General features: G+C 64.3%; 27 protein-coding genes. 13 read left to right on the top strand and 14 right to left on the bottom strand.

Going from position 1 to position 25,281, the window contains the following annotated elements; translation table 11 throughout:
* Positions 1 to 11: 11 nt before the first annotated feature.
* Complete coding sequence (locus HYH07_RS04585) at positions 12 to 785, bottom strand: ferredoxin--NADP reductase (protein WP_057744545.1); 774 nt, start codon at positions 783 to 785, stop codon at positions 12 to 14.
* A gap of 388 nt (positions 786 to 1,173) precedes the next feature.
* Between HYH07_RS04585 and HYH07_RS04580 the strand changes: the two genes are divergently transcribed.
* Complete coding sequence (locus HYH07_RS04580) at positions 1,174 to 2,004, top strand: RimK family alpha-L-glutamate ligase (protein WP_220001352.1); 831 nt, start codon at positions 1,174 to 1,176, stop codon at positions 2,002 to 2,004.
* Positions 2,005 to 2,133: 129 nt separating this feature from the next.
* Here the strand turns inward: HYH07_RS04580 and HYH07_RS04575 are convergent, their stop codons facing one another.
* Positions 2,134 to 3,054 carry an amino acid ABC transporter substrate-binding protein gene (locus HYH07_RS04575; protein WP_220001351.1) on the bottom strand — a complete coding sequence of 307 codons (921 nt, stop codon included), beginning with the start codon at positions 3,052 to 3,054 and terminating at the stop codon, positions 2,134 to 2,136.
* A gap of 12 nt (positions 3,055 to 3,066) precedes the next feature.
* Complete coding sequence (locus HYH07_RS04570; protein ID WP_220001350.1) at positions 3,067 to 4,362, bottom strand: dicarboxylate/amino acid:cation symporter; 1,296 nt, start codon at positions 4,360 to 4,362, stop codon at positions 3,067 to 3,069.
* A 209-nt stretch (positions 4,363 to 4,571) separates the two neighbouring features.
* Here HYH07_RS04570 and HYH07_RS04565 point away from each other — a divergent pair, with 209 nt between their 5' ends.
* The 4 genes from HYH07_RS04565 to HYH07_RS04550 all read left to right on the top strand — a co-directional run bounded on the left by HYH07_RS04565 (position 4,572) and on the right by HYH07_RS04550 (position 8,237).
* Positions 4,572 to 5,573, top strand: coding sequence for an NADP-dependent oxidoreductase (locus tag HYH07_RS04565; RefSeq protein WP_220001349.1), 1,002 nt, complete (start codon positions 4,572 to 4,574; stop codon positions 5,571 to 5,573).
* Between the two features lie 155 nt (positions 5,574 to 5,728).
* Positions 5,729 to 6,562: a cysteine rich repeat-containing protein gene (locus HYH07_RS04560; protein ID WP_220001348.1), complete on the top strand. Its 834-nt coding sequence runs from the start codon at positions 5,729 to 5,731 to the stop codon at positions 6,560 to 6,562.
* Positions 6,563 to 6,681: 119 nt separating this feature from the next.
* Positions 6,682 to 6,897: a hypothetical protein gene (locus tag HYH07_RS04555; RefSeq protein ID WP_220001347.1), complete on the top strand. Its 216-nt coding sequence runs from the start codon at positions 6,682 to 6,684 to the stop codon at positions 6,895 to 6,897.
* 185 nt (positions 6,898 to 7,082) lie between these two features.
* A complete protein-coding gene (locus HYH07_RS04550; RefSeq protein ID WP_220001346.1) occupies positions 7,083 to 8,237 on the top strand; it encodes an FAD-dependent monooxygenase in 1,155 nt (384 codons plus the stop codon).
* A gap of 114 nt (positions 8,238 to 8,351) precedes the next feature.
* On the opposite strand, the gene HYH07_RS04545 is transcribed toward HYH07_RS04550, so the two are convergent.
* Together HYH07_RS04545 and maiA are read right to left on the bottom strand one after the other, a co-directional pair.
* Positions 8,352 to 8,864 carry a MarR family winged helix-turn-helix transcriptional regulator gene (locus HYH07_RS04545; RefSeq protein WP_220001345.1) on the bottom strand — a complete coding sequence of 171 codons (513 nt, stop codon included), beginning with the start codon at positions 8,862 to 8,864 and terminating at the stop codon, positions 8,352 to 8,354.
* Positions 8,854 to 9,486, bottom strand: a complete 633-nt coding sequence (gene maiA, locus HYH07_RS04540; protein WP_220001344.1) for a maleylacetoacetate isomerase — start codon at positions 9,484 to 9,486, stop codon at positions 8,854 to 8,856. Before maiA ends, HYH07_RS04545 begins: the two co-directional genes overlap by 11 nt.
* Positions 9,487 to 9,691: 205 nt before the next feature.
* On the opposite strand from maiA, the gene gtdA reads away from it, so the two are divergent.
* Positions 9,692 to 10,732, top strand: coding sequence for a gentisate 1,2-dioxygenase (gene gtdA, locus HYH07_RS04535; RefSeq protein WP_220001343.1), 1,041 nt, complete (start codon positions 9,692 to 9,694; stop codon positions 10,730 to 10,732).
* Positions 10,733 to 10,853: 121 nt separating this feature from the next.
* Here the strand turns inward: gtdA and HYH07_RS04530 are convergent, their stop codons facing one another.
* From HYH07_RS04530 to HYH07_RS04515, 4 genes are all read right to left on the bottom strand, one after another.
* On the bottom strand, positions 10,854 to 11,672 hold the full coding sequence (locus HYH07_RS04530) for an ABC transporter permease (RefSeq protein WP_220001342.1): 819 nt from the start codon (positions 11,670 to 11,672) through the stop codon (positions 10,854 to 10,856).
* Complete coding sequence (locus HYH07_RS04525; protein ID WP_220001341.1) at positions 11,665 to 12,438, bottom strand: ABC transporter ATP-binding protein; 774 nt, start codon at positions 12,436 to 12,438, stop codon at positions 11,665 to 11,667. Before HYH07_RS04525 ends, HYH07_RS04530 begins: the two co-directional genes overlap by 8 nt.
* A 109-nt stretch (positions 12,439 to 12,547) precedes the next feature.
* Positions 12,548 to 13,552: an ABC transporter substrate-binding protein gene (locus HYH07_RS04520; protein WP_220001340.1), complete on the bottom strand. Its 1,005-nt coding sequence runs from the start codon at positions 13,550 to 13,552 to the stop codon at positions 12,548 to 12,550.
* Positions 13,553 to 13,586: 34 nt separating this feature from the next.
* Positions 13,587 to 14,951: an FAD-dependent oxidoreductase gene (locus tag HYH07_RS04515; RefSeq protein WP_220001339.1), complete on the bottom strand. Its 1,365-nt coding sequence runs from the start codon at positions 14,949 to 14,951 to the stop codon at positions 13,587 to 13,589.
* A 110-nt stretch (positions 14,952 to 15,061) separates the two neighbouring features.
* Here HYH07_RS04515 and HYH07_RS04510 point away from each other — a divergent pair, with 110 nt between their 5' ends.
* Complete coding sequence (locus HYH07_RS04510) at positions 15,062 to 15,946, top strand: LysR family transcriptional regulator (RefSeq protein WP_220001338.1); 885 nt, start codon at positions 15,062 to 15,064, stop codon at positions 15,944 to 15,946.
* Positions 15,947 to 16,078: 132 nt separating this feature from the next.
* On the opposite strand, the gene HYH07_RS04505 is transcribed toward HYH07_RS04510, so the two are convergent.
* Positions 16,079 to 16,882, bottom strand: a complete 804-nt coding sequence (locus HYH07_RS04505; protein WP_220001337.1) for an enoyl-CoA hydratase-related protein — start codon at positions 16,880 to 16,882, stop codon at positions 16,079 to 16,081.
* 155 nt (positions 16,883 to 17,037) lie between these two features.
* On the opposite strand from HYH07_RS04505, the gene HYH07_RS04500 reads away from it, so the two are divergent.
* Positions 17,038 to 18,012 carry a ketopantoate reductase family protein gene (locus HYH07_RS04500; RefSeq protein WP_220001336.1) on the top strand — a complete coding sequence of 325 codons (975 nt, stop codon included), beginning with the start codon at positions 17,038 to 17,040 and terminating at the stop codon, positions 18,010 to 18,012.
* A gap of 3 nt (positions 18,013 to 18,015) precedes the next feature.
* Here HYH07_RS04500 and HYH07_RS04495 read toward each other — a convergent pair whose 3' ends face one another.
* Both HYH07_RS04495 and HYH07_RS04490 read right to left on the bottom strand, forming a co-directional pair.
* Positions 18,016 to 18,693 (bottom strand): alpha/beta family hydrolase, encoded by a 678-nt coding sequence (locus tag HYH07_RS04495; RefSeq protein ID WP_220001335.1) that lies wholly within the window; start codon positions 18,691 to 18,693, stop codon positions 18,016 to 18,018.
* A gap of 24 nt (positions 18,694 to 18,717) precedes the next feature.
* Complete coding sequence (locus HYH07_RS04490; RefSeq protein WP_220001334.1) at positions 18,718 to 19,365, bottom strand: TetR/AcrR family transcriptional regulator; 648 nt, start codon at positions 19,363 to 19,365, stop codon at positions 18,718 to 18,720.
* Between the two features lie 74 nt (positions 19,366 to 19,439).
* Here HYH07_RS04490 and HYH07_RS04485 point away from each other — a divergent pair, with 74 nt between their 5' ends.
* Together HYH07_RS04485 and HYH07_RS04480 are read left to right on the top strand one after the other, a co-directional pair.
* Positions 19,440 to 20,384 carry an SDR family NAD(P)-dependent oxidoreductase gene (locus HYH07_RS04485; RefSeq protein WP_228749232.1) on the top strand — a complete coding sequence of 315 codons (945 nt, stop codon included), beginning with the start codon at positions 19,440 to 19,442 and terminating at the stop codon, positions 20,382 to 20,384.
* Positions 20,385 to 20,514: 130 nt separating this feature from the next.
* The gene (locus HYH07_RS04480; RefSeq protein ID WP_220001333.1) at positions 20,515 to 21,660 is read left to right on the top strand and encodes an acyl-CoA dehydrogenase family protein; all 1,146 of its coding nucleotides are present in this window, start codon (positions 20,515 to 20,517) and stop codon (positions 21,658 to 21,660) included.
* Between the two features lie 7 nt (positions 21,661 to 21,667).
* On the opposite strand, the gene HYH07_RS04475 is transcribed toward HYH07_RS04480, so the two are convergent.
* Positions 21,668 to 22,552 (bottom strand): LysR family transcriptional regulator, encoded by an 885-nt coding sequence (locus HYH07_RS04475; protein WP_220001332.1) that lies wholly within the window; start codon positions 22,550 to 22,552, stop codon positions 21,668 to 21,670.
* Between the two features lie 104 nt (positions 22,553 to 22,656).
* On the opposite strand from HYH07_RS04475, the gene HYH07_RS04470 reads away from it, so the two are divergent.
* Genes HYH07_RS04470 through HYH07_RS04460 form a run of 3 tightly spaced genes read left to right on the top strand, consistent with a single transcriptional unit; the run spans position 22,657 to position 24,141 of the window.
* Entirely contained in the window at positions 22,657 to 23,085 is a 429-nt protein-coding gene (locus tag HYH07_RS04470) for a DoxX family protein (protein WP_220001331.1), read from the top strand.
* A gap of 17 nt (positions 23,086 to 23,102) precedes the next feature.
* Positions 23,103 to 23,564: a DsrE family protein gene (locus HYH07_RS04465; RefSeq protein ID WP_220001330.1), complete on the top strand. Its 462-nt coding sequence runs from the start codon at positions 23,103 to 23,105 to the stop codon at positions 23,562 to 23,564.
* Positions 23,557 to 24,141, top strand: coding sequence for a TlpA family protein disulfide reductase (locus HYH07_RS04460; protein WP_220001329.1), 585 nt, complete (start codon positions 23,557 to 23,559; stop codon positions 24,139 to 24,141). The genes HYH07_RS04465 and HYH07_RS04460 overlap by 8 nt, the downstream gene beginning before the upstream one ends.
* Here HYH07_RS04460 and HYH07_RS04455 read toward each other — a convergent pair.
* Entirely contained in the window at positions 24,138 to 25,277 is a 1,140-nt protein-coding gene (locus HYH07_RS04455) for an amidohydrolase/deacetylase family metallohydrolase (protein WP_220001328.1), read from the bottom strand. The two genes, HYH07_RS04460 and HYH07_RS04455, sit on opposite strands and share 4 nt — an antisense overlap.
* Between the last annotated feature and the right edge of the window lie 4 nt (positions 25,278 to 25,281).

Genomic DNA, 25,281 nt, shown 5'->3' with positions numbered 1-25,281 from the left:
GCGAACGCCGATCAGCGCTCGACGAACGCCTTCTCGATCACGAAATGGCCGGGCTTGTTGCCGCTTCCTTCGACGAAGTCGCGGCTCTCGAACATCGCCTTCAGCTCTTCCAGCATCGCCGGGCTGCCGCACATCATGATGCGGTCGGTCTCGATGTTGAGGGGCGACTGCCCGATATCGTTGAAGATCTGCTCGGAGTTGATGAGGTCGGTGATGCGGCCACGATTGCGGAACGGCTCGCGGGTCACGGTCGGATAATAGATCAGCTTGTCGGCGAGCAGCTCGCCGAACAGCTCGTCCTCGCGCAAATTCGCGACCAGCTTCTCGCCATAGGCGAGCTCGGAGACCTGGCGACAGCCGTGCACGAGCACGATGCTCTCGAACTGCTCATAGACCTCGGGGTCCTTGATCAGGCTGGCGAAGGGCGCAAGGCCGGTGCCGGTCGAGAGCAGCATCAGCCGCTTGCCGGGGATGAGGTTGTCGGTGATCAGCGTGCCGGTCGCCTTGCGGCCGACCAGGATGGTGTCGCCTTCCTTGATCTTCTGCAGGCGCGAGGTGAGCGGGCCGTCCTGCACCTTGATCGAGAAGAACTCGAGCTCTTCCTCGTGATTGGCGCTGGCCATGCTGTAGGCGCGCAGCAGCGGGCGGCCGTCGACCTCGAGCCCGATCATGGCGAACTGGCCATTCTGGAAGCGGAAGCCGGTGTCGCGCGTGGCGCGGAAGCTGAACAGTGTGTCGGTCCAGTGCTGGACGGAAAGAACCTTCTCTCGGTAAAACGCGCTCATGATTTTCGATATTCCGAATGTCTTGCGGTTTTCGGGCAAAAGCGTTGCCCGGCCCTGAAAACGGGCGGACACCATTTGCCATGGCGGAGGATTTCGCGTGTGTGATCTACGCCATTGAGACCAATAATCAACCTCGTTCCGGATGCAATTGATGCCGGTCAATCAGGCATTTGCGGCGGAAATGATCACATCATTAAAGGATCTGCTGTCAGGCGCGTGTATAGGGCAATTTCTTTTCCCTTTCGCACCTGAAAGCAGCACTTAATTTCCATCGCGCTCGCGAGAATTTCATTAAGAATAGCTCTGACTTTCACCCCGTTTTGGTGGCATTTCCCGCATTTTTGCGGCTTTTGGCGCCAGGGAACGATCAGGACATGACGATCAGGACATGGCAACCAACGAGCGGATCTTCGTCCAGGCGATCAGGAGCTATGGCGTGCGCCATGGCATCGACGTGGAGGTACGCGCGGGCGGCTGGCTGATCGCGATGCGCCGCGGTGAGATGCGCCGCTTCGCCTTCGGCTACGACATCGGCCTCAACAGTGCGATTGCGCATCGGCTCGCCAACGACAAATCGGCGACTTCAGAGGCGCTGTCCCTCGCAGGCGTGCCCTGCATTCCCCATCACCTCTTCCTCAACCCGAAGCTGGGCAGGAACGTCGTTGGCCCCGCCTGGCGAGAAGCCATGCTCGAGCTGCTTCACGACCATCCGCAGGGCGTGGTGGTGAAGCCAAACGAGGGCACGTCGGGGCGCTCCGTATTCAAGGTGACGACGGCGGCAGAGCTCGACCACGCGGCGACCGAGGTCTTTTCGATGAGCACCGGGCTCGTGATCTCGCCTTATGTCGCAATCGAGGACGAGGTCCGTGTGATCCTGCTCGATGATGTGCCCCGCATCGTCTACACCAAGCAGCGTGGCTCGGATTGGCGGCATAATCTGGATGCCGGCGCAAAGCCGGTGTTGCTGGCGGACGGCGCGGTGCGCGCAGCTTGCGCGAAGCTCGCGGTCGACGCTGCGCGAGCCATCGGCATCCGCTTTGCGTCGATCGACGTGGTGCGCGTGGATGGCGACTGGCGGGTGCTGGAAATCAATTCCGGCGTGATGATGGAGGCGCTCGCGAAGCTGCATCCGGAGCTGGTGCAGGCGACGTATGATGCGGCGCTGGATCGGGTGTTTGGGGAGGCCCATCTCAGCGCGGATCCACCCCCGTCACCCTGAGGTGGCCGCTTCTTCGGCGGCCCTCGAAGGGCGACGGCCTCACTGCCAGCTCGGCCGTGCATCCTTCGAGGCTCCCGGCGCGATGCTGCGCATCACGCCACTCGCACCTCAGGATGACGGGATCGCGAGCTAATTATTGGCGCTGGCGGAATCGTCCATGGCCTTGAACGCTTCTTCCAGCTGCAGCGAGATCGGCACGTTCATTTTCTCGCCGGTCGGCATGCGGGCGATGAACCATTTGTTGTAGAGCGGCACGAGATCGTGGTTGGAGCCGAGCTTGCGGAAGGTGCGATCGACCACCGCGGAGAGCTGCGGCTCGCCCTTGCGGAACATGATGCCGTAGGGATCGTAGGACAGATAATCGCCTGTTACGCGGAACTTGTCCTGCGACTTGTGGCGAACGATCAGGCCGGAGAGCAGGATGTCGTCGGTCGCAAACGCGTCAGCCTTGCCGTCGACCAGCATCTGGTACGACTGCTCGTGGTCGGCGCCGACAACGATATTCAGGCCCAGCGACAGCTTCTTGTCGGCCGCGTGGATCGCCTGCTCGTTGGTGGTGCCCTTCGTCACCACGACGGTCCTGCCCTTCAGGTCCGCCAGCTGCTGGACGCTGGAGGCCTTCGGCACCATCAGCTTGGTGCCGGCAACGAACATCAGCGGCGAGAAGGCGACGCGCTTGGCGCGCTCGGAATTCGCGGTGGTCGAGCCGCATTCCAGATCGATCTTGTTCTGGAGCACCGCGTCGATGCGATCGTCCGAGGTGACCTTGACATAGTCGATCCTGAGATTGGGGTCGTCGACCTCGACGCCGATCTCCTCGACGATGGCCTCGCAGAGCTCAAGGCTGTAACCAATCGGCCGGCCCGACGGGTCGAGGAAAGAGAACGGCGGCGAGCTCTCGCGATAGCCGAGCCGCACGGCGTGCGCGTTCTTGATGGCCGACAGCGTCGGGCTAAGCCCTTCGCTGCCGCCGCTCTGGGCAGAGGCACCAGACGCCAGCAGACACGCTGCCAGCAACAGGCCGCTCGAAATCGCCGTCAAAGGGCGCATGACGCACTCCCGTCAATGGCCGGCCATCGCAGGCACTTCACCCGGCACCATGTCTTCAGGCACCGCATCGCCCGGCCCCATCGCATGCTCGGGCCCGAGCTCGCCTTCCCACTTCGCCACCACCGAGGTCGCCAGCGTGTTGCCGATCACGTTGGTGGCGCTGCGGCCCATGTCGAGGAAGGTGTCGATGCCCATGATCATGAGCAGGCCCGCCTCGGGGATGCCGAACTGCGACAGCGTCGAGGCGATCACCACGAGGGAGGCGCGCGGCACGCCGGCGACGCCCTTGGAGGTGATCATCAAGGTCGCCAGCATCGCGAGCTGCGTGCCCAGCGGCATGTCGATGTGGTAGGTCTGCGCGATGAAGACGCTGGCGAAGGTGCAATACATCATCGTGCCGTCGAGATTGAACGAATAGCCGAGCGGCAGCACGAAGCTCGAGATGCGCGAGGAGGCGCCGAAGCGGTTGAGGCCTTCGAGCGTCTTCGGGTAGGCCGCTTCGGAGCTCGCGGTGGAGAACGCGATCATCAGCGGCTCGCGGATCAGCTTCAGGAGATGGCTATAGCGCGGCCCGATCACGACGAAGCCGACGACCACCAGGATGCCCCAGAGGATGAACAGCGACAGATAGAAGCCGCCCATGAACACGATGAGCTTCCAGAGCACCAGCAGGCCGTTCTTGGCGACCGTCGCGGTGATGGCGGCCCAGACCGCGAACGGCGCAAACAGCATCACATAGCCGGTCACCTTCAGCATGATGTGGCCGACATCGTCGATCAGCGACAGGAGCTGCTTGGAACGCTCGGGCAATGCGCCCATCGCCACCGAGAAGAATACGGCGAAGATCACGATCTGAAGGATCTCGTTCTGCGCCATCGCGTCCGCGATCGAGGTCGGGATCAGATGGGTCAGGAATTTCTCGATCGAGAAGGCCGAGACCGGCAGGCCGGTCGATTGTCCCGCCGCGGGCAGCGTACCGGGGAAGTTCGCGCCGGGCTGCAGCAGATTGACCATCACGAGGCCGAGCAGCAGCGAGACGAAGGATGCGCTGATGAACCAGCCCATGGTCTTGGCGAAGATGCGCCCGAGCTTGGAGCCCGACCCCATGTGGGCGATGCCGCCGACCAGGGTCGCGAACACCAGCGGCGCGATGATCATCTTGATCAGGCGCAGGAAGATCACGGCGATCAGGTTGATGGAGGAGGCCCAGTCGCCCCGCGTGTCGGGCAGGAAATTGTAGATCGCCGAGCCCATGATGATGCCGAGCACCATCGCGGCCAGGATGTATTGCGTAAACCTGTTCGACATTGAAAGACCCCCACGACACCGACCGCTTCATGATGTCGCAGATATGACAGCGACGCAACACGCTTTGCGTGCGATCGCTTGCCGGATGTTCCCATTGCGAAACGGAGCGCAGCGATCTAGCCTTCATGCAGCGCACAACGAATGCGGCTTGCACGTTTTGTTTGCGGCAAGTGCTTCAATAAACATCAAACAATCAGGGAGGGAACGCCATGACCGGGAGCATCAATCGCCAAATTCTTCTGGTGGAAAAGCCGAGCGGAAAGCTCGGCCCCGAGCACTTCAAGATGGTCGATGGCGCACTGCCGCAACCGAGGGACGGCGAAGCCCTGTTGCGCGTGCGCTACATCTCGCTCGATGCCGCCAACCGCGCCTGGATGCACGGGGCGACTTACCGTTCGGCGGTCGAACCCAACAGCGTGATGGCCGGCGGCGGCATTGCCGAGGTGGTCAGCTCGAAGGCGCCCGAGCTTGCGCCCGGCGACATCGTGTTCGGCGATACCGGCTGGCAGGAGTTTGCAGCAGTACCGGCAAGGCAATTGACGAAAATGCCGAAGCTCGAGCCGATGACGCATCTGCTCAGCGTGTTCGGCATCGCCGGCCTCACCGCCTATTTCGGCCTGCTCGAGGTCGGCAGGCCCAAGGAGGGCGAGACGGTCGTGGTTTCGGCCGCCGCGGGCTCGGTCGGCTCGATCGTCGGACAGATCGCCAAAATCAAAGGATGCCGCGTGATCGGCATCGCCGGCGGCGCCGACAAATGCCACTGGCTGACCTCCGAGCTCGGCTTCGATGCGGCCGTCGACTACAAGGACGGTGCGGTGTTCAAGGCGTTGCGCGCAGCAGCTCCCAAAGGCATCGACGTTTATTTCGACAATGTCGGCGGCGACATTCTGGAAGCCTGCCTGCCACAAATGAACAATTACGGCCGCATCGCCTGCTGCGGCGCGATCTCGCAATATGACGGCACGCCTTCGGCGCACGGCCCGCGCGGCGTGCCCGGCCTGATCGTGGTGAAGCGGCTCGTGATGCAGGGCTTCATCGTGATGGACTACATGAAGCAGAGCCAGCGCGCGCTCGCTGATCTGCAGGCCTGGGTGAAATCCGGCAAGCTGAAGGTGCAGGAAGACATCATCGACGGATTGCAGAACACGCCGAAGGCGCTGATTGGACTGCTGGCCGGCGAGAACCGCGGCAAGCGCATGATCAAGCTCTAGCGACGTAGTTACGTCGCAATTCCGCGGGCATTATCTACTTGCGGTAGTGGCCAAAGCAGCCAAGATACCGCTCGCGAGGCATCACTCGCGACGATTGCATTTGTACGGCATTTCAAAAATCATCGGCGTTACCGACAGGGCAGGAATTCACTCAAATGTTCAAAACGTTGAGACATGCATCAACGCGTCACGCGTTGCTCGCCGCGGCTTTCTTCGCAACTGCAACAAGCGCGTTCGCGCAGACCGAGGCCCAGAAGAGCGCGATCCGCTCCGCATGCCGCTCGGATTTCATGGCGCATTGCGCGAGCGTGACGCCCGGTGGCGTCGAAGCGTATCAATGCCTCCAGAGCCACATGTCGAGCCTGTCAGCGGGATGCCAGACCGCGGTTCGCGCGGTCGAGCCGGCGGCAGCACCCAAGACCGAAGCTGCACCGGCAAAATCCGAACCTGCCAAATCTGAGCCGGCCAAATCCGAGCCTGCAAAGACCGAAGCGGCGCCCACCGCCGAACCCGCGGCGAAGCCGGCCGCCGAAGCTGCCCCGAAGGCAGCCGCGGCCAAGCAACCGGCCAGCGCGCAAGTCGCCGCGGTCAAGAGCGCATGCCGCGCCGATTATCCCAAGGTTTGCGCCAGCGTGCCGCCGGGCGGCGCTCCCGCGCTGGAATGCCTCGAGAAGAACAAGGCCAAGGTTTCGGCGGCCTGCGCGAAAGCGGTGACCGCTGCGGCCGGTGGCGGCGCAGCGACTGCCGCGCCGGCAACTGGCGCCGCGCCCGCAGCAGCGCCGGCCGCCGCGCCCGCCGTGATCGTTCTGCGCCCGCTGCTGCCGCGCGAAGAGCTGTTCATCGTGCGCTCCGCTTGCGGCGCGGACATCCGCTCGCTCTGTGCCGGCGTCGCCCCGGGTGGCGGCCGCATCGTGCAATGCATCGCCGGCAATGCAGCGTCGCTGTCGCCCGCCTGCAAGGACGTGCTCGCACCATTCGCTGCGCGGTGAGCGGCACGCCAGCGCGCATCGTCATCGATATTGGGCGGCGCGTGAATTTTCGTGCGCTCCTTGCGACTCATCCGTTGCCGATATCAGATTTCAATCGCGACAAGACCGGGAGAGACCACATGCGTGCATTTCTGCTGATTGCGTCTGCATTGTTCGCCTTCGCGGCGACCATGACCTTCGAATCCTCCAATGCCAACGCTGTGGTGTGCGCGCGCGGCGTCTACCGCGCCGGTTGCGCCGGCCCGAACGGCGCCGTCGTGGTTCGTCACCCGGTGCCAGTGGTTCGCTGTACCAGGGTGCTGGTGAACGGGGTCTACGTGAAGCGCTGCGTCTGACACCCGGGTGGTCAATCCGGCGCGGTTTGGCTATGATTCATAACTGACGGCTTTGGCACGCGCGAGGCGGGTGGCTGCGGCCGTGCTGCGGCGCACCTCGCCTTGAGTTCCGCTGGCGTGGGACACCGCAGCCCGTTAGTCTACCCCTGAGACAGTAAGTATACTGCCAATTAGGGAGGCAGGATTTGCGGATCGCCGTGATTGGCGGGGGACCCGGCGGGCTCTACTTCGCCTATCTCTGGAAGAAGCGTCATCCCGAGGATCAAGTCGACCTGTTCGAACAGAACCCGGCCGACGCGACCTGGGGCTTTGGCGTCGTGTTCTCCGACCAGGCGCTGGAATTCCTGCGCGCCGACGACCCCGAGACGGTCGATGCGATCGGGCCGCATATGGAGAGCTGGGAGAACATCACGCTCAATCTCGGCGGCGACAGCGTTGCCATCGACGGCGTCGGCTTCTCCTCGATCGGGCGGCTGGAGCTCCTGCAATTCCTGCAGCAACGCGCGCTCGACGTCGGCGTCACCTCGCGCTTCGACACCCAGATCCAGACGATCGACCAGCTCAACGGCCACGATTTGATCGTCGCCGCCGACGGCCTCAACTCGCTGGTGCGCCGCGCCTATGAGGGCGATTTCGGCACGTCGCTGTCCTACTCCTCCAACAAATTCGTCTGGTACGGCACCTCGAAGCGGTTCGACACGCTGTCGCAGACCTTCGTGAAGACCGACCGCGGCGCCTTCAACGCGCACCATTATCGCTATTCGCCCAACATGAGCACCTTCCTGGTCGAGTGCGATCACGCAACCTGGCAGGCCTACGGCTTCGCCTACAAGGACGTCGAGCAGTCCAAGGGCGTGTGCGAGGAGGTGTTCGCCGACACGCTCGGCGGCCACTGCCTGGTCTCCAACAAATCGGTCTGGCGCAATTTCCCCTGGGTCTGGAACGAGCACTGGTCATTCAAGAACATGGTGCTGATTGGGGACGCGCTGCACTCGGCGCACTTCTCCATCGGCTCGGGCACGAGGCTTGCGATCGAGGACGCGATCGCGCTGGTCAAGGCGCTGGAATCGGATGCCCATCTGTCGACCGCGCTGCATCGCTACCAGGCCGCGCGCAAGCCGGTGGTGCAAAAGCTGGTCAATGCCGCACGCACCAGCGCGTTCTGGTACGAGCATTTCGCCCAGCACATGCAGCTTGGCCTGATGGACTTCGCCTATAGCTACATCACCCGCTCCGGCCGCATCGACGATTCCCGGCTGCGCGCGATGTCGCCGGCCTTCATGGCACGCTACGAGGCCGAGAAGAGCGGCGGAGACGCAGCAGGCGAGGCGACGGCATGAGGCGCGAGCAATCGTAGGGTGGGCAAAGCGAAGCGTGCCCACGACTTCCGGTCTGTTGGAGAGACGTGGTGGGCACGGCGCAAGGGCGCCTTTGCCCACCCGAAAGGATTCCCCTCAACCCACCTTCCCCAAATGCTCCAGCGCATCCTCGGCCCGCAGCGGCACGCGCGAGGCTTCGTTGTTGAGCTCGACGAGTTGCGACATCAGCCCCATCAGCGCCTTGCGCTCCGTCGGCTTGAGCGGCTCCAGCATGCGCGCCTGGGCGCGTTCGACCGCGGGGATGATCTCGCGCAGGATTGCGACGCCCGGCTTGGTCAGATAGAGCAGCTTGATGCGCTTGTCCTCGGCTGCCGGCTTGCGCTCGATAAAATTCTTGGCCTGAAGACGTTCGATGACGCTGCCGAGCGTGGAGCGGTCGAAGGCGATCACCGCCGACAGCCGCGTCGCGTCGATGCCGGGATGGGTGTGGATCGCGATCAGCGCCGCATATTGCACCGGCGTGAGATCGAACGCCTTGCACTCCTCCATGAAGATCGAGACCGCGATCTGCTGCATGCGCCGGAACAGATAGCCCGGCGCGGCATAGACAGCGTCCATCGTGATCGGAGGCGGCGGCTTACTCGGCATCGGGCTGCTTCTCCGGCGCGGCATCGGCGAAGGCCGGCAGCGCCTTGGCGGCGGCCTCGGCCATGAGCAGGCGCGGATAGGCCGCGACATCGACGCCGAAGCGGCGCGCATTGGCGAGCTGCGGCACCAGGCAGAGATCAGCGAGCGACGGCGCAGCGCCAAAACAAAATGGCCCTGACTCGTCCTTGATCAGCGTCTCGCAGGCCGACAGCCCCTCGCGATTGACCCAGGCGGCCCAGTCCTGCACTTTCTCCTCGGGCAAACCAAGTTCGCGCAGCCGCGCCAGCACCTTCAAATTTTGCACCGGATGGGTGTCGCAGGCGATCGCCAGCGCGAAGGCGCGCACCTTGGCCCGCTGCAAGGGGTCCCTTGGCAGGAGCGGCGGATTCGGGTGAGTCTCATCGAGCCACTCGATGATCGCGACGGATTGGGTCAGTACCGCTCCCGTGTCGCTTTCCAGCGCCGGCACCAGGCCTTGCGGATTGATGGCAAGATAGGCGGGCGCGCGTTGCTCGCCCTTGCGTAAGTGATGCGGCAGATGCTCGGCGCCGAGACCCTTGAGATTCAACGCGATCCTGACACGATAGGCGGCGCTGGAGCGGAAATAGCCGTGCAGCTTCATCGGAAGCCCTCCCTGCTGTTTTGTCATTCCGGGGCGATGCGTCAGCACCGAGCCCGGAATCTCGAGATTCTCAGGTGCGCAAGTGCGCACCATAGCTTTCGCTTCGCGAGCCCCGGAATGACTGCCTTTTACGTTACCCCTCAAGTTGACGCTACCCAGATCGTCAGTATACTGTCAATCAACAAAACGGTCGGGAGCAGCAACCATGGAAGCCGTGACCAAGACGCCGGAACGCGAGGCGTTCTACAGGAAGATCGACGGCGAGAATCTCACCGCGCTGTGGACGGTGATGAGCGATCTGATCACGCCGGAGCCGAAGAGCGCCTGCCGGCCGCACTTATGGAAGTTCGAAATCATCCGCGACTACATGACGGAGGCAGGCCGACTGATCACGGCCAAGGAAGCCGAGCGGCGCGTGCTGGTGCTGGAGAACCCTGGCCTGCGCGGCCAGTCCAAGATCACGACCTCGCTCTATGCCGGCGTGCAGATGGTGGTGCCCGGCGACGTCGCGCCCGCACATCGGCACAGCCAATCGGCGCTGCGATTCGTGCTCGAAGGCAAGGGCGCCTACACCGCCGTCGATGGCGAGCGCACCGCGATGGCGCCCGGCGACTTCATCATCACGCCGTCAATGACCTGGCACGATCATTCCAACGAGACCAGTGATCCGATGTTCTGGCTCGACGGCCTCGACATTCCGCTGGTGCAGTTCTTCGACTGCTCCTTTGCGGAAGGCGCCAAGGAAGACCAGCAGAAGATCACCAAGCCGGCAGGCGACAGCTTCGCCCGCTATGGCCACAATCTCTTGCCGGTCGACATGAAGCGGTCCTCGAAGACTTCGCCGATCTTCAGTTATCCCTATGCCTACACCCGCGAAGCACTGGAGAAAGCGCGGACCAGGCAGGAGTGGGATGCCTGTCACGGGCTGAAGCTGAAATTCAGCAACCCCGAGACCGGCGATTTCGCGATGCCGACCATCGGGACCTTCATCCAGCTGCTGCCGAAGGGTTTCAAGACCGCGCGCTACCGCGCGACGGATGCGACGGTGTTCTGCCCGATCGAGGGCAAGGGTCGCAGCCGCATCGGCGATGCCGTGTTCGAATGGGGCCCGCGCGATCTGTTCGTGGTGCCGAGTTGGCAATGGGTGACGCACGAGGCGGATGAGGACGCGGTGCTGTTCAGTTTCTCGGACCGGCCGGTGCAGCAGAAGCTGGATCTGTTTCGCGAGGATCGCGGCAACGCGTGAGGCGTGACGGTTCCGTAGGGTGGGCAAAGGCGCACTTGCGCCGTGCCCACGTCTTCGCGACTCCTGAAAGAATGGTGGGCACGCTTACGCTTTGCCCACCCTACTGCAGCGGTGATTTTGGCTACCGCCAGTGCAACAGCCGCACTTCCAGCCAGCCGATCACCTTGCCGACTGCGAGGCCAAACACCGACAGGATCACCACGCCCGCGAGCAGTTGATCCGTCTGCATCAGATTGCCGGCCTGGAGCACGAACGCGCCGATGCCGTATTGCGCGCCGATCATCTCGGCGCTGACGACGAGCAGCAGCGCCACCGACGCCGTGATGCGGAAGCCGGCGAGGATCGCGGGCAGCGCGCCGGGCCAGACCACCTTGCGCACGATGGTGGCAAAGGGCACGTTGAAGCTTTGCGCCATGCGAATGAGATTGCGCGGCACGGCGTCGACACCGCTATAGACCGAGATCGCGGTCGAGAAGAACACGCCGAGCGCAATCGTCGCGATCTTCGGCTCTTCGCCGATGCCGAGCCAGAGGATCAGGAGCGGCAGCAGCGCGATCTTGGGAATCGGGAACAGCGCCGAGATGAAGGTGATGCCGACGCTGCGCGCGAGGCGCGACAGGCCGATGGCAAAGCCGACCACGACGCCGGCCGCGGTGCCGAGCAGCCAGCCGACGCCGATGCGCAGCAGCGAGGCCGAGAGATGCTGCCAGAGCGCGCCCGACATCGCGAGCTCGTAGATCGCGCGCATGATCGCCGAGGGCGCCGGCAGGAATAGCGGATTGACGAGCCTGGCGCTGCCGGCCGCCTGCCAGATCGCGATGACGAGGGCGAGCGCGATCCAGCCGCCGAAACGGCTCGACGCAGGCACGAAGCCCGCGCCGCGGAAGCGCACGCGCCGCGTGGTTTCGTTGGCCGACGTCTCGGTCGCGCGGTCAAGCATGCTGGACCTCGCGTTCGGCGTCGATCGCTTCGTTGCGGATCAGCGACCAGATCTGGTTCTGCAGCGCGAGCAGCTGTTCACGTGCAGCGATGTCGCCGCGCTCGGTGCGTGTCATCGGAACCGCCACGACCTCGCGAATACGGCCGGGCCGCCGCGACAGCACCACAATGCGATCGGCAAGGCGCGCGGCCTCTTCGAGATTATGCGTGACATAGACCGCACCCATGCCGCCATCGGCGAGCAGGCGAACGAAATCTTCCATCAAGAGCTCGCGCGTCTGCGAGTCCAGCGCCGAGAGCGGCTCGTCCATCAACAGAATCGCGGGCTTGACTGCGAGCGCGCGCGAAATGCCGACGCGCTGGCGCATGCCGCCGGACAGCTGCTTTGGATAGGTTTTGCGAAAATCGGTCAGCCCCGTGCGACGCAAGGCATCCTCGACCAGCGCGCGCCGCTGCGTGGCCGAAAGCTGGGTGTGCAGCAACGGGAATTCGACGTTCTCCTCCACCGTGGCCCAGGGCAGCAGCGCAAAGTCCTGGAACACGAAGGTGAGCGGATTGAGGCTATCCGCCGGCGGCGCGCCGCGCAGTTCGGGCGCGCCCGAGGATGGCTGCAGCAGCCCGCCGAGGATCGACAGCAGCGTGCTCTTGCCGCAACCGGAAGGACCCACGATCGCCACCACCTCGCCGGCGCTCACCGTGAAGGAGACATCGTCGAGCACGGCGAGATCGCCGAAGTGGTGCGAGATGTGGTTGGCGATCAGGTCCATGAATTACGCCCTGCTTTCTCCCCGTCGTCCTGAGGCGCGAGCACCGCGATGCGAACGCATCGCGGTGGGAGCCTCGAAGGATGACGGAGTAAGAGAGGAGCACTCAGCATCAATCCGCCTTCACATAATCCTTGGCGATGATCGCATCGGCATCATAGCCCTTGTCGGCAAAGCCCTGCTCCTGGAGCCATTTGATCTGGTTGTCGACGTTCTTGACGTCGAGCTTGCCGTCTGGGTCGATATAGGCGCAGTTGCCGACCACCTGCTCGACCGGCAGGTTGGTGTATTTGGCGATGATCTCCAGCAGCGGTTTTGTCTGCTCGTTGATCGGGGCGACGCCGTCCTTCATCGACGCGAGAATCACGTCGTGATATTCGCGATCGGCCTTGGCCAGCACGCCGAGGAATTTCGTCACCAGTACCTTGTTGGCCAGCGTCTTCGGCGCGGCAAACACCGCGCCGAGTTGCCAGGGCGTTTCGTCGCCGACCCAGCCCAGGAATTTCGCGCCGCCATCGTCCATCAATTTTCGCGCGGTGGAGATCGGCAGTAGGGCCGCATCCACGGTCTCGCCCTTCAGCGCCGCGGCTGCGTTCGACAGCGATTGCAGCGGCACGATCTTCACGTCCGACAGCTTGAAGCCGTATTTGTCGGCGAGCAGGCCAAGCGAATAGTGGAAGGATGAGCCGACCTGCGTCATCGCGATGCGCTTGCCCGCGAGATCCTTCGGAGTCTTGAGACCAGCGGCATAGGCATTGTTGCTGGCGAAATAACCGATCAGGGGATAGCCTGGTTTCTCGCGACTCATGCCGCCGATCACCTTCAGCACGCCCTTGCCGGCGAGATTGTAGAGACCCGCGGTGAAAGCGGTAACGCCGAAATCGACGTCGCCCGAGGTGGTGGCGACCGCGATCGGCTGCGCCGCGTCGAAAAACTTCAGCTCGATGTCGAGGCCGGCGTCGCGGAAATAGCCCTTGTCCTGCGCGATGAAAACGGGCGCGGAGGACGACAGGCGGAGCACGCCGACCTTGGCTTTCAGCGCATCCTCGGCCCTGGCCGTCCCCATCGCCATTATCGCCAAAAGGCTGAGTGCCGCGACCCGCGCAATCCCGATCATCCCGCTTCCTCCAATAATTCTCTTTTGCAGTCCGTTACAGGCCCTTTGGCACGGGCTCGTCCCGTCCGATGAAGGCGCCCTGTTGTTTCAATGTTTCCTGCAATTTTTCAACCGGTATGTCACGCGGGATCCGGTTTCCGGACAGCGCCAGCGCCGCGGCGGAACCGGCCGCCTCCCCCATCACGAAGCAGGCCCCGGACACCCGCGCCGCCGACTGGCCCTCATGGGTCATGGAGGCACAGCGGCCGGCAACGAGAAGGTTGTCTACGCCCTCGGGCACCAGCATGCGATACGGCAATTCGTTGTAGCCGCGCGATTCCGGGATCGGCGGGAAAGTGAAGACGACATCGCCAGGAACATGCGCCTCGATCGGCCAGCCATTGACGCCGATGGAGTCCTCGAACGAGGCGCAGCCAAGCACATCCTCGCCGCCGAGCTGGTAGCCGCCCCTGATGCGGCGGGTCTCGCGGATGCCGAGTTGCGGCGGCAGATCGACGATGTAGGACTTTTCAAAGCCGGGCACCGTGCGCAGGAACTCGAAGGCGGCAAGCGCCTGCTTGCGGCCCTCGATCTCGCCGCGGGTGAGATCGTCGGGCTCGATACCGTTGATGGCGTGGCCGTCCTCGCGCGCCACCTGCGTGAAGTTCACCCGCCATTCTATGCCGGATTTCTGCGGCCGCACGATCGCGCTCTTGCGCGGGAATTTGTGGGTGCCGGCGGCGGTCGCCGCTTCCATCAATTGCGGGATGGTGCGCCAGGCATCGCCCGCCCTTACGGGATCGATGCCGTTGAGACGGAGCATCATCGATGGATAAAGCGGATGACCATGCGCGTCGCCGATCTCGAACGGCGCGCCGGCCCAGACCGCAAGATCGCCGTCGCCGGAGCAATCGATGAAGATCTCTGCGCGCACCGCCTGCCGGCCGGCCTTGGTCTCGACCATCAGCGCGTCGATGCGGCGGTCATCGCCCATCACGACGCCGGCCCCGAGGGCATGGAAGAGAATGTGCACCTTATGGTTCGCCAGCAGTTGATCGGCCGCGATCTTGTAGGCCGCGGTGTCATAGGCCTGCGCGAAGACCTTGCCGAGGATCAGATGCGGCGCGTTGAGGCCGCCCAGATGATCGATCCGCGCCAGCAGATCGGACGCCATGCCCTGCACCAGCCGGACAGCCTCGCCATAGACATTGCCATGCAGGCCGCAGAAATTGGTGACGCCGGCCGCGGTGCCCATGCCGCCGAGAAAGCCGTAGCGTTCGATCAGCAGCGTCTTCCGCCCGGCGCGCGCGGCTGAGGCCGCAGCGACGATGCCGGCCGGGCCGCCGCCGAGCACGACGATTTCATATTCGCCGTAGAGCGGCACCTGTCGTGCCGGTTCATTGATCGTCATGGCCCTCATGGCGCGTCCTTCCCCAAATCCGTTGCTTGGCGCGGACTATGAATTAACGCGCGGAGGGCTACAATCTACCAAAATATGCGATCAGCTTTCTCGAATCGCGAAAGGTCGACATGGACATCCTGGTGAACCTTCAGGCGTTCCTCGCCACCGCGGATACATCAGGATTTTCCGCCGCTGCGCGAAAGCTCAACGTCTCGACATCGGTGGTGGCAAAGCGGGTCACGCAGCTTGAGGCACGGATCGGCACACCGCTGTTTCATCGCTCGACCCGGCAATTGCGGCTGACCGAGGCCGGCCAGCGCTACGTGCATCGCGCCCGCGGCGTGGTGACTGATGCGACCGACCTGCTGTCGCGCATGGGCGAGAAGGGCCATGATCTCGTCGATCATCTCCGCATCAAGGCGCCGACCTCGATGACGGTGGCGCGGCTTGCAGATGCCTTCAGCGCCTTCCAGACCCAGAACCCGCGGCTGAAGCTCGAGATCGTGCTGATCGACCGCCCGGTCGATCCGGTCACTGAAGGCTTTGACATCGCTATCGGCGCCTTCCCGCATGCCTTCGGCGGCGTGGTCGACGAGCCGCTGGTGCCGTTGAAGCGACTGCTTTGCGCCTCGCCGGCTTATTTGAGGAAGCACGGCACGCCAAAGCATCCGCGCGACCTCGTCGAGCATCGCTGCCTCAGCTTCATGCCAACAGGCCCAGAATGGGTCTTTGACGGGCCGCGCGGCCGCATCACCATCCAGGTCAGCCCGCTGCTGTCCTCCAACGAGGGACACGTGCTGGCGCGCAGCGCCATCGCCGGCAACGGCATCGCGCTGATCTCGCATTATCTCGTCGCCGACGCCTTGCGCGGCGGCACGCTGAAGCCGGTGCTGCGCGATTTTCCGATTCCGGAATTGTGGGTGAAGGCCGCCATTCCCGAGCGCCGGCGCAATGCCGCCGCGGTGCAGGCGCTGCTGACCTTGCTGAAAACGTCACTCGCGCCGTCGCTGTAAATAATGGTGCCGTAGCCCGCATGGAGCGAAGCGGAATGCGGGAACGCCGGCCCCGGATTGCGCTTCGCTCCATCCGGGCTACTTGCTGTCATCGCCCGGCCAAGCCGGGTACGACGGCGGAGTCAAACGCACTCAGCCCTTCCAATCGCCCCACTTCGCCGCGCGCTTCTCGGCAAACGAGGCCAGCCCCTCCGCCGCCTCGGCGCTCTGGCGCTTGAGCGCGTGCAGCTGGACGAGCCGCGTATAGGCCGCATCGTCCACTGCCATGCCGCCGAACGAGCTTTCCAGCGCCAGCCGCTTGGTCTCGGCCATCGCCGCCGGGCCGTTGGCGAGCAGTTGCTCCACCACCTTGGCGCCCGCGGCTTCGAGATTTGCGAGCGGCACCACCTCATGGACGAGGCCGATGCGGCGGGCATCCTCGGCGCCGAAGCGTTCGCCGGTCAATGCGTAACGGCGGACTTGCCGTACACCAATGGCGTCACAGAGCTGGGGAATGATGATCGCGGCGGTCAGGCCCCAGCGCACTTCGGTGATGGAGAACAGGGCGTTATCGGCTGCGATGACGACGTCGCAGGCCGCGATCACGCCGGTGCCGCCTCCGAAGCAGCCGCCCTGCACCAGCGCCACGGTCGGGATCGGCAAGGTGTTGAGCCGCTGCACGGCCTCGAACGTCGCCCGCGACGCCGCCTCGTTGGCCTCAGGCGATTGTGGCCGCACGCTGTTGATCCATTTGAGGTCGGCGCCGGCCTGGAAATGCTTGCCGTTGCCCTTGAGCACGACGAGGCGAAGGTTGGGTTTTTTGCCCAGATCGTCCATGGCCGCGAGCACGCCTGATATCAGGGCGCCGTCATAGGCGTTGTTGACCTCCGGACGGTTCAACGTGACGGTCGCAACCCCACGTTCATCAAGGCTCCACAGCACAGGGTTGGCACTCATCGGCGATCCTCCGGTCATTCTGATGGCGCGCACTATGGCCGAGGCAACGCATCCCGATCCATATCTTTCCAGCGTGGGGCGGTCGCGCCCATCGCATGGCGGCTTGTGTCATGCTGCCGCCGGGCGACGACCAAAGATCAGGGACGGGACATCATATGCGCATCTGCATTTTCGGCGCGGGCGCCGTCGGAAGCCATCTCGCGGTCAGGCTCGCCCGCGCCGGCCACGAGGTCTCGTGCGTCATGAGGGGCGCGCATCTGGAGGCGGTTCGCGCCAATGGCCTGAAGCTGCGCGTCGGCGATTCCGAGGTTGCGGCCAAGGTGAACGCATCGGGCGATCCGGCCCAGCTCGGCCCGCAGGATGTGGTGATCTCGACGCTGAAGGCCACCGCGTTGACCGGGCTCGTCTCGAGCATCAAGCCGTTGCTCCAGGACGACACCGCGATCGTGTTCGCGCAGAACGGCATTCCCTGGTGGTACGGTATCGGCCTGCCGCCGCGGCACCCGACGCCGCCGGATATTTCCTTCCTCGATCCCGGCGGGCGCCTGCGCGCCTGCATCCCGAAGGAGCGGATCATCGGGGGCGTCATCTTCTCTTCCAACGAGGTGGCGGCACCCGGCGTGGTGCAGAACCTCACCCCGGACCGCAACCGCCTCTTGATCGGCGAATGTGACGACCGCAATTGCGAGCGCATCACCAGGCTCCGCGGCGTCTTCAATGATGCGCGGCTGGAATCGCCGCCGGTGGCCGAGATCCGCGAGGCGATTTGGTCAAAGCTACTGACCAACATGTCGCTGTCGGTGCTCTGCCTGCTCACAGGCCAGACTGCGCGGGGCGTGCGCGACGACCCTGCCTTCACCGAGGTCATTCCGCGGATGCTGAACGAGGCCAACGACATCGCGCAGCACTTCATTCCCGAGGTCAAGCGCGTGACCCGCAGCGGTCCCGCCCCCAACCACAAGCCGTCGCTGCTTCAGGATTACGAGCTCGGTCGCGCTATGGAGATCGACGTGCTGGTGAAGGCGCCCGCCGCCTTCGCGCGCACCGCCGGCCTGTCGACGCCGACGCTCGACCTGATCGCAGCGCTCGCGATCCAGAAGGCGCGCGACAAGGGGCTCTACTCCGCCTGAAACTTAGGCGAGATCGTCGATCCAGCTCGCGAGCGTATCGAGCACCTCGCTGAGCGCCTCCTCGTTGGTGCGGCCGGACCTCTTCAGCACCGCGAAGGAGTGATCGCCGCCTTCGATCTCATGCAGCGTCGCCCTGGCCCCGAGCGCTGCGACGACGGGCCTGAGCAGGCCGAGATCGGCGAGGCCATCCCGCGTTCCCTGAAGAAACAACATGGGAATGGCGACGCCGGCAAGGTGCTCGGCGCGCTCGGTGGATGGCTTCTTGTCGGCATGCAGGGGAAAGCCAAGAAAGGCGAGACCCTTCACGCCAGGCAACGCTGCCTTGGACTGCGCCTGCGATGTCATGCGGCCGCCAAAAGATTTTCCGCCGGCGACGAGCTTCAACCCCGGGCACAGCCGAGCCGCCTCCTCGACCGCGGCGCGGACGGTGGCATGCGCGACGGCCGGCTGGTCGGGGCGGCCCTGTTTGTTCTCCGTGTAGGGAAAATTGAAGCGGAATGTCGCAATGCCGCGCTCTGCGAGGCCTATTGCGATCTTTTCCATCGACGCATGCCGCATGTCGGTACCGGCGCCGTGCGCCAGTACGTAACACCCACGCGCATTGTCCGGCTGCATCAGGATCGCGGAAACCGTGCCGATGCGTCCGATGTCGAGCTTGAGCTCAGTCGCCTTGGCCGTCATGACGCCTCACCCCTGGATCTGCATTTAGCGGCTCGCCGGCCAGAGATAGTTCAGGACATGATTGAGGGTCGTCATGATCTCGCGGTGGCCGGCCTCGCTCTGCACAGAACCGAACTTGTCCTCGAGGGCCAGCTTGGCAAAACCGTGAACGGTGGACCAGGCGGCCGCGGCGGCGGTCTTCGCCTGCTTCGGCGTCCCACCGACAAGCTCGGCAATGATGATCTCAAACTCGTGCCCGGCCGCCCTGCTCGCCTGCCTGAGGCGCGGATCGTCCGCGACCAGGCGCTTGTTGGCAAACATCATCTGGAAGCGGCCGGGATGCTTCAGCGCGAATTCGACATAAGCGAGGCCCTGCGCATGGAGTTTTTCGCGCGCGCCCTGCTTGCGGGATGCGGCATCCCGCAGCGCGCCGGCCAGCGCCTCATAGCCGCGGATCGCTACCTCGGTCAGCAAGCCCTGCGCATTGCCGAAATGATGCGACGGCGCGGCCGGGGACACGCCGGCCCGGCGGGCGGCTTCGCGTAAGGTGAAGCCTTCGGCGCCTTGCTCGGCGAGAATGGCCTCGCTGGCCGCGATCAGGGCCTCCTGAAGCTCACCATGATGATAGCCGGCTTCCGGCTTCGGAACCTTGCGGCTCGGCTTGGCGCGCGCGGGCGCGATTGGTTTCGTCATGCGTAACTTGACACTGTTCAGATTGGCGGCTATCTATCTTAACACTGTTTAGATTGTCGGGCCGGGAGTTCGAAATGACCGAAACGCAGCATAGCACCGCGTCCTCTCCGATGAAACGGCGCCATCTGGTCGGCGGCGCCGTGCTGGGCATGCTGACGAGCGCCCTCGGCGGCCTTGTCGGCGGCGTGGCGCTCGGCCAGGGCGCGGCGCTGCCCCAGCAGAAGCCGAGCGGCCGTCAGCGTTTCACCGACAAGGTCGTCATCGTGACCGGCGGCACCTCCGGCATCGGCCGCGCCGCCGCACTGATGTTCGCCGCCGAAGGCGGCAAGGTGGTGTTCTGCGGACGCAATGTCGAGCGCGGAACGAAGGTGGAAGACGAGATCAAGGCCGGTGGCGGCGATGCCGCGTTCGTCCGCGCCGACGTTCGCAACGAGACCGAGGTCAAGGCCCTGGTCGACAAGACGATCGAACTTCATGGCCGCCTCGACGTCGCTTTCAACAATGCCGGAATTTCCATCGAGAAACCGCTGCATCAGTACAGCGCAGCCGAATTCGACGATGTGATCAATACCGATCTGCGCGGCGTGTTCCTGGCGATGAAGTACCAGATTCCGCACATGATGCAGAAGGGCGGATCGATCGTCGTCACCTCGTCATCCAACGCCATCGCCACGTCGGCGAAGCGTTCGGCCTATTCCGCGGCCAAGCGCGGGCTGGTCGGCATGGTCCAGGCCGCGGCGCTCGAATACGCCCAGTATGGCATGCGCATCAACACGCTGATCCCGGGCACGACCGATACGCCGTTCATCCGCAGGCTCGCCGGCATGGAAAATCTTCCGGATGCCGCCTGGCACATCGCCATTGCGCAATGGGCCAAATCGCACGTTCCGGGCATGCAGCGTGTGGCAACGCCCGAGGAGATCGCGGCCTTTGCCCTGGTGCTCGCCTCGGACGATCATCCCTATACAACGGGCGGACAGTTCGTCGTCGATGGCGGCAAGACCGCGCAGGCCGGATAGCCGGCAGCCTGAAAACACTGGCATCGGCACCCGGGGTTGGCGTACCACGGCGGGCGGGCTTGCGCCCGCCGTGACCGTTGTGGCACGCGTGATGCGTACGCGCCTGCGACAAGATCGACCGAGGGTGACCATGGCCTACCGCTCCTCTTGGATGACCGAAGAGCTCGACGTCTTCCGCGACCAGTTCCGGAAATATCTCGCCAAGGATCTGGCGCCGCATGCCGAAAAGTGGCGCGAGCAGAAGATGGTCGACCGCTTCGCCTGGCGCGGGCTCGGCGAGATGGGCGCGCTGCTGGCAAGCGTGCCCGAGGAATATGGCGGGCTCGGCGCAACCTTCGCCTACGACGCCGCCGTGCTCGATGATCTCGAGAGCACGGTGCCGGAGCTGACCACCGGCGTCTCCGTGCACAGCGCCATCGTCGCCCACTACATCCTCAATTACGGCTCGGAGGAGCAGAAGAAGCGCTGGCTGCCGAAGATGGCGTCAGGCGAGATGGTCGGCGCCATCGCCATGACCGAGCCCGGCACCGGCTCGGATTTGCAAGCCGTCAAGACCACGGCGAAGAAGCAGGGCAATTCCTACGTCATCAACGGCCAGAAGACCTTCATCACCAACGGCCAGGCCGCCGACCTCGTCATCGTGGTCGCCCGCACCGGCGAAGCGGGCGCGAAGGGGATCTCGCTGATGGTGGTCGAGACCGAAGGCGCCGAAGGTTACAAGCGCGGACGCAACCTCGACAAGATCGGCCTGCACGCCTCCGACACGTCCGAATTGTTCTTCGACAATGTCACCGTCCCGCCGGAAAACCTGCTCGGCAAGGAGGAAGGCCAGGGCTTTGTCCAGCTGATGCAGCAGCTGCCGCAGGAGCGCCTCGCGCTCGCGGTCGGCGCCGTCGCCTCGATGGAACGCGCCGTCAAGCTCACCACCGAGTACACCAAGGAGCGCAAGGCGTTCGGCAAGCCACTGCTGGATTTCCAGAATACCGCCTTCACGCTGGCCGAACGCAAGACCGAAGCCATGATCGCGCGCGTCTTCGTCGACTGGTGCATCGAGCGCCTGGTCGACGGGGATCTCGACACCGTCACGGCATCGATGGCGAAATATTGGTGCTCGGACAAGCAGGTGCAAACCGCCGACGAATGTCTCCAGCTGTTCGGCGGCTATGGCTACATGCAGGAATATCCGATCTCGCGCATCTTCATCGATTCCCGCATCCAGAAGATCTATGGCGGCACCAACGAGATCATGAAGCTGTTGATCGCGAGATCGTTGTAGAGGGCCGCTATTTCATTCGCTTGTCGGCGGCAATGAAGTCGATGAAGGTCCTCACTTTCGCGGAAAGATATTTGCGGCTCGGATAGGCTGCGAACAGCTTGCCGACGAAGACGATGTGCCCGGGCATGACGTGCTCCAGTCGTCCTGCGGCGATGTCCTCAGCGACCAGCCATTTCGGCAGGAAGGCGAGGCCCATGCCTTCCAGCGCCGCCATGTGCAGCAGCGTTTCGTTGCCGCTGCGCAGCACCGGGTTCAACTTGACGGTTTCAGTTCCGTGTTCGCCCGCGAAGGAGAAACTCTCGCCGGGATAAAGCGCATAGTGCAATAGCGCCTGGCCGGCGATATCGCTCAGCTTCTTCGGGCGCCCGGCGCGTTTGAGGTAGGCGGGTGCTGCGACCATGTAAAAGGGCACGTTGGTGATGAGCCGCGCGATCAGCGCCTCGTCGGGTGCGCCGGTCGCGCGCAAGGCGAGATCGAATCCCTCCTCGACCAGGTTGACCAGCCGCCCGCTGAGATCGATGTCGAGACGCACCTCGGGATAGCGCGCCTGGTAGTCGGCCAGCACGCTCACGAAGATCGTGTTCGCCATCCACACCGGCGCGGTCAGCCGCAGCGTGCCGCGCGGCACGACGGTCGCCTTGCTGACAGCAGCCTCGACCTCGTCCAGCGAATCCAGCATCTGGCGCGCCTGCTCGAAATAAAGCGTGCCGCTCTCGCTCAAACTGACGCGCCGGCTGGTCCGGTTGAGCAGTCGCGTGCCCAGCCGCTTCTCGAGCTGCATGACGTGCTTACTCGCCATGGCGGGCGAAATGCGCAGACGATCGGCCGCCGCGGCAAAGCTCTTCAGCTCCGCGACCAGGCAAAACACCCGCATGCTGACCAAGGAATCCATCAGATCATCAACATTCAGGAAATGAACTACTCCCGGACCATATAATGATCAAATAAAGCGAAACCATCAAATGGTGGCAGCCCTCACAATCTGGAGAACCCACCATGTCGACCACCACCTTCGAGACCGCCCCCTCCGGCCGCGCCCTTCGTATCGGCCTCTGGATCGCTCAGGCCCTGATCGCCTTCGCCTTCATCGGCGCGGGGCTGGTCAAGCTGACCACGCCCATTCCCCAGCTGGCCGCCATGATGCCCTGGGCCGGCCAGTATTCCGAAACCTTCGTTCGCTCCATCGCGCTTGTCGATCTCGCCGGCGGGGTCGGCATTCTGCTGCCGGCTCTGACGCGGATCCTGCCGCGGCTGACGGTGCTCGCCGCGCTGGGCTGCTCGGTGTTGCAGGTGATCGCACTCGTCTTTCACCTTTCGCGAGGCGAGGCCGAGGTGACGCCGCTCAACATTGTGCTGCTCGCGCTCAGCCTGTTCGTGCTGTGGGGTCGCAACAGCAAGGCGCCGATCGCGCCGCGTCGGTTCTAAACGGCCGCACCGCCACCATGATCTCTGCCATCAGATGGTCCCGCAGGGGCCTGCTCGCAGGCACCGCGATCCTCACGGCCGGCGGCGCAGCCGCGGCCAGGGAGGATCGCCTCGCTGAGGGCGTCGTGATCCTGATCGACAGCAACGAGCCTTATGTCATGGGACACGCGATCAGCTATTCGGCCAATCTCGCCAAGCACTTTGCCGACAGGGGCGCAAAGTTGCTGATCGAGGTCGTCGCCAATGGCAAGGGCATCGACGTCTTCAGGGCGGACAAGAGCCCGCTGGCCGAGCCGCTGGCGACGGTGCAGCAGTCGCTGCCTGACCTCACCTACAGCATGTGCGCTTCGTCCAAGGCGATCGCCGAAGCCAAGGAGCAGCTCTCGATCGCGCTGATCCCGGGCGCGAGACTCGTGCCCTTCGGCATCGGGCGCGTCGTGGATCTGCAACTGAGGGGTTGGGCCTATATCCATGCGTGAGCCACGCCACGCGTTGTCGCGGCGATCGCTCCTGATCGCCGTGCCAGCGTTTCTTGCCTCTCTGCGAGCAAGCCGTGCGCAGGGAAGCTGGCCACCGATCTTCGAAGCCGGGCGCAGCCAGTTCACCGTGGTGCGGCCGCGCGCGGCGATGCCGCCGCTACGGCTTCAGGACCTGCATGGAAAAGACGTGGTGGTGACGGCAAAGCCGGGACGCATCACCCTCGTCAACTTCTGGGCGACGTGGTGCGCGGCCTGCCGGCTCGACCTGCCCGTGCTGGCCAGCCTCGCCGGGTCGCAACGCGACCGTCTGGATGTCGTCGCCGTCTGCACCGACACGAGAGATTTGCGCAAGATCACCGAATTCGTCGCCGGCCTCGCCGTAAAGAACCTCGCCTGCTATGTCGATGCCTATGGCGCAGCCGCGCAAGCATCGACAGCGACGTTTCCCATCCTCGGCATGCCCATCACCTATCTTGTCGGGACGAGCGGCCAGGTCGAAGGCTACATTGCTGGCGCGCCCGACTGGCTCTCAGCGGCAGGCGCGCGGTTGCTGCAATTCTACCGCGAGCAAACCTAGTTCGGATGCCACCAGCGGCCGCCGATGACGACGCCCTCCGAAACGATCTTACGATCGCCGACGAGGTGCTCGCCGACGACGTCCTCGTAATCGAACTGGCCTTGCTTCACCGAGATCAGGGTGGCATCGCCGACGCTGCCCGGCTTGAGCGTGCCGAGTGCGGGCCGCCGCAGCGCCATGGCGGCGTTCTCCGTCGAGGCCGCGATCACGTCCGACAGCGGCATCCCCATGCAGAGGAATTTCGACATCGTCGTCACCTGGTCGTAGGCCGGGCCGTCGATGCAGAGCTGATGGATGTCGGACGAGATGGTGTCGGGATAGAAGCCGTTGGCCAGCATGGCGCGCGCGGTCTTGAACGCGAACGAGCCCTTGCCGTGGCCGATGTCGAACAGCACGCCGCGCTCGCGCGCGTCCAGCACCGCCTTCTTCACCGTGCCTTGCGCGGTCGCCGGCGAATTCGGGAAGGGCCGGAAAGCATGGGTCAGCACATCACCGGGGCGAAGGCGCGACAGCACCTCTTCATAGGTCGGCGGCGGATGATCGATATGCGCCATCAGGGGCATCCCGATCTCGTCGGCGACCTGGAGCGCGATATCGAGCGGTACGGCGCCTGATGTGCCCGAGGAGTGCAGCCCGACCCGCACCTTGATGCCGACGATGACGTCGCGGTTGGCGTCCGCCACCTTGGCCGCCTCGATCGGATTCATCAGCCGCAATTCCTCGCTCTCGCCGACCATGATCCGGTGCGAGAATCCGAAAATGCCGGCATGGGAGACGTGCAGATAAGCGAGGATGCGGACCTGGCTCGGCTCGATCACATGCTTGCGGAAGCCGGCGAAATTGCCGGGGCCGGCGCTGCCGGTGTCGACCGACGTGGTGACGCCGGAGTTGCGGCAGAACTCCTCGGCATCGATGCCGAGCGAAGTGCCGCCCCAATAGACATGGGTGTGGAGGTCGATCAGCCCGGGCGTCACGATGAACTGCGAGACGTCGCGAACTTGAGTGCCCGGATCCGCCCTGAGCCCGGAGCCGACCGCAGCGACCTTGCCACCCGAAAACGCGACATCCGTCACGGCATCGAGCTTCTGCGAGGGGTCGATCACCCGCCCGCCGCGCAGGATCAAGTCGAAAGGCATCATC

Source organism: Bradyrhizobium sp. BR 10261, assembly GCF_019455395.1.
In the GTDB taxonomy this organism is placed as follows: Bacteria; Pseudomonadota; Alphaproteobacteria; order Rhizobiales; family Xanthobacteraceae; genus Bradyrhizobium; species Bradyrhizobium manausense.
This window is presented reverse-complemented; position numbering and strand designations above follow the sequence as displayed.

Excerpts from the sequence above, each read along its gene's own strand:
- HYH07_RS04585 (WP_057744545.1), bottom strand. The coding sequence starts at position 785 with ATGAGCGCGTTTTACCGAGAGAAGGTTCTTTCCGTCCAGCACTGGACC.
- HYH07_RS04500 (WP_220001336.1), top strand. The coding sequence starts at position 17,038 with ATGCGCATCTGCATTTTCGGCGCGGGCGCCGTCGGAAGCCATCTCGCG.
- HYH07_RS04520 (WP_220001340.1), bottom strand. The coding sequence starts at position 13,552 with ATGATCGGGATTGCGCGGGTCGCGGCACTCAGCCTTTTGGCGATAATG.
- HYH07_RS04545 (WP_220001345.1), bottom strand. The coding sequence starts at position 8,864 with ATGCCGAGTAAGCCGCCGCCTCCGATCACGATGGACGCTGTCTATGCC.
- HYH07_RS04460 (WP_220001329.1), top strand. The coding sequence starts at position 23,557 with ATGCGTGAGCCACGCCACGCGTTGTCGCGGCGATCGCTCCTGATCGCC.
- gtdA (WP_220001343.1), top strand. The coding sequence starts at position 9,692 with ATGGAAGCCGTGACCAAGACGCCGGAACGCGAGGCGTTCTACAGGAAG.
- HYH07_RS04470 (WP_220001331.1), top strand. The coding sequence starts at position 22,657 with ATGTCGACCACCACCTTCGAGACCGCCCCCTCCGGCCGCGCCCTTCGT.
- HYH07_RS04525 (WP_220001341.1), bottom strand. The coding sequence starts at position 12,438 with ATGGACCTGATCGCCAACCACATCTCGCACCACTTCGGCGATCTCGCC.
- HYH07_RS04490 (WP_220001334.1), bottom strand. The coding sequence starts at position 19,365 with ATGACGAAACCAATCGCGCCCGCGCGCGCCAAGCCGAGCCGCAAGGTT.
- HYH07_RS04580 (WP_220001352.1), top strand. The coding sequence starts at position 1,174 with ATGGCAACCAACGAGCGGATCTTCGTCCAGGCGATCAGGAGCTATGGC.
- HYH07_RS04515 (WP_220001339.1), bottom strand. The coding sequence starts at position 14,951 with ATGAGGGCCATGACGATCAATGAACCGGCACGACAGGTGCCGCTCTAC.
- HYH07_RS04465 (WP_220001330.1), top strand. The coding sequence starts at position 23,103 with ATGATCTCTGCCATCAGATGGTCCCGCAGGGGCCTGCTCGCAGGCACC.
- maiA (WP_220001344.1), bottom strand. The coding sequence starts at position 9,486 with ATGAAGCTGCACGGCTATTTCCGCTCCAGCGCCGCCTATCGTGTCAGG.
- HYH07_RS04485 (WP_228749232.1), top strand. The coding sequence starts at position 19,440 with ATGACCGAAACGCAGCATAGCACCGCGTCCTCTCCGATGAAACGGCGC.
- HYH07_RS04510 (WP_220001338.1), top strand. The coding sequence starts at position 15,062 with ATGGACATCCTGGTGAACCTTCAGGCGTTCCTCGCCACCGCGGATACA.
- HYH07_RS04575 (WP_220001351.1), bottom strand. The coding sequence starts at position 3,054 with ATGCGCCCTTTGACGGCGATTTCGAGCGGCCTGTTGCTGGCAGCGTGT.
- HYH07_RS04560 (WP_220001348.1), top strand. The coding sequence starts at position 5,729 with ATGTTCAAAACGTTGAGACATGCATCAACGCGTCACGCGTTGCTCGCC.
- HYH07_RS04530 (WP_220001342.1), bottom strand. The coding sequence starts at position 11,672 with ATGCTTGACCGCGCGACCGAGACGTCGGCCAACGAAACCACGCGGCGC.
- HYH07_RS04565 (WP_220001349.1), top strand. The coding sequence starts at position 4,572 with ATGACCGGGAGCATCAATCGCCAAATTCTTCTGGTGGAAAAGCCGAGC.
- HYH07_RS04475 (WP_220001332.1), bottom strand. The coding sequence starts at position 22,552 with ATGGATTCCTTGGTCAGCATGCGGGTGTTTTGCCTGGTCGCGGAGCTG.
- HYH07_RS04505 (WP_220001337.1), bottom strand. The coding sequence starts at position 16,882 with ATGAGTGCCAACCCTGTGCTGTGGAGCCTTGATGAACGTGGGGTTGCG.
- HYH07_RS04455 (WP_220001328.1), bottom strand. The coding sequence starts at position 25,277 with ATGCCTTTCGACTTGATCCTGCGCGGCGGGCGGGTGATCGACCCCTCG.
- HYH07_RS04570 (WP_220001350.1), bottom strand. The coding sequence starts at position 4,362 with ATGTCGAACAGGTTTACGCAATACATCCTGGCCGCGATGGTGCTCGGC.
- HYH07_RS04555 (WP_220001347.1), top strand. The coding sequence starts at position 6,682 with ATGCGTGCATTTCTGCTGATTGCGTCTGCATTGTTCGCCTTCGCGGCG.
- HYH07_RS04480 (WP_220001333.1), top strand. The coding sequence starts at position 20,515 with ATGGCCTACCGCTCCTCTTGGATGACCGAAGAGCTCGACGTCTTCCGC.
- HYH07_RS04495 (WP_220001335.1), bottom strand. The coding sequence starts at position 18,693 with ATGACGGCCAAGGCGACTGAGCTCAAGCTCGACATCGGACGCATCGGC.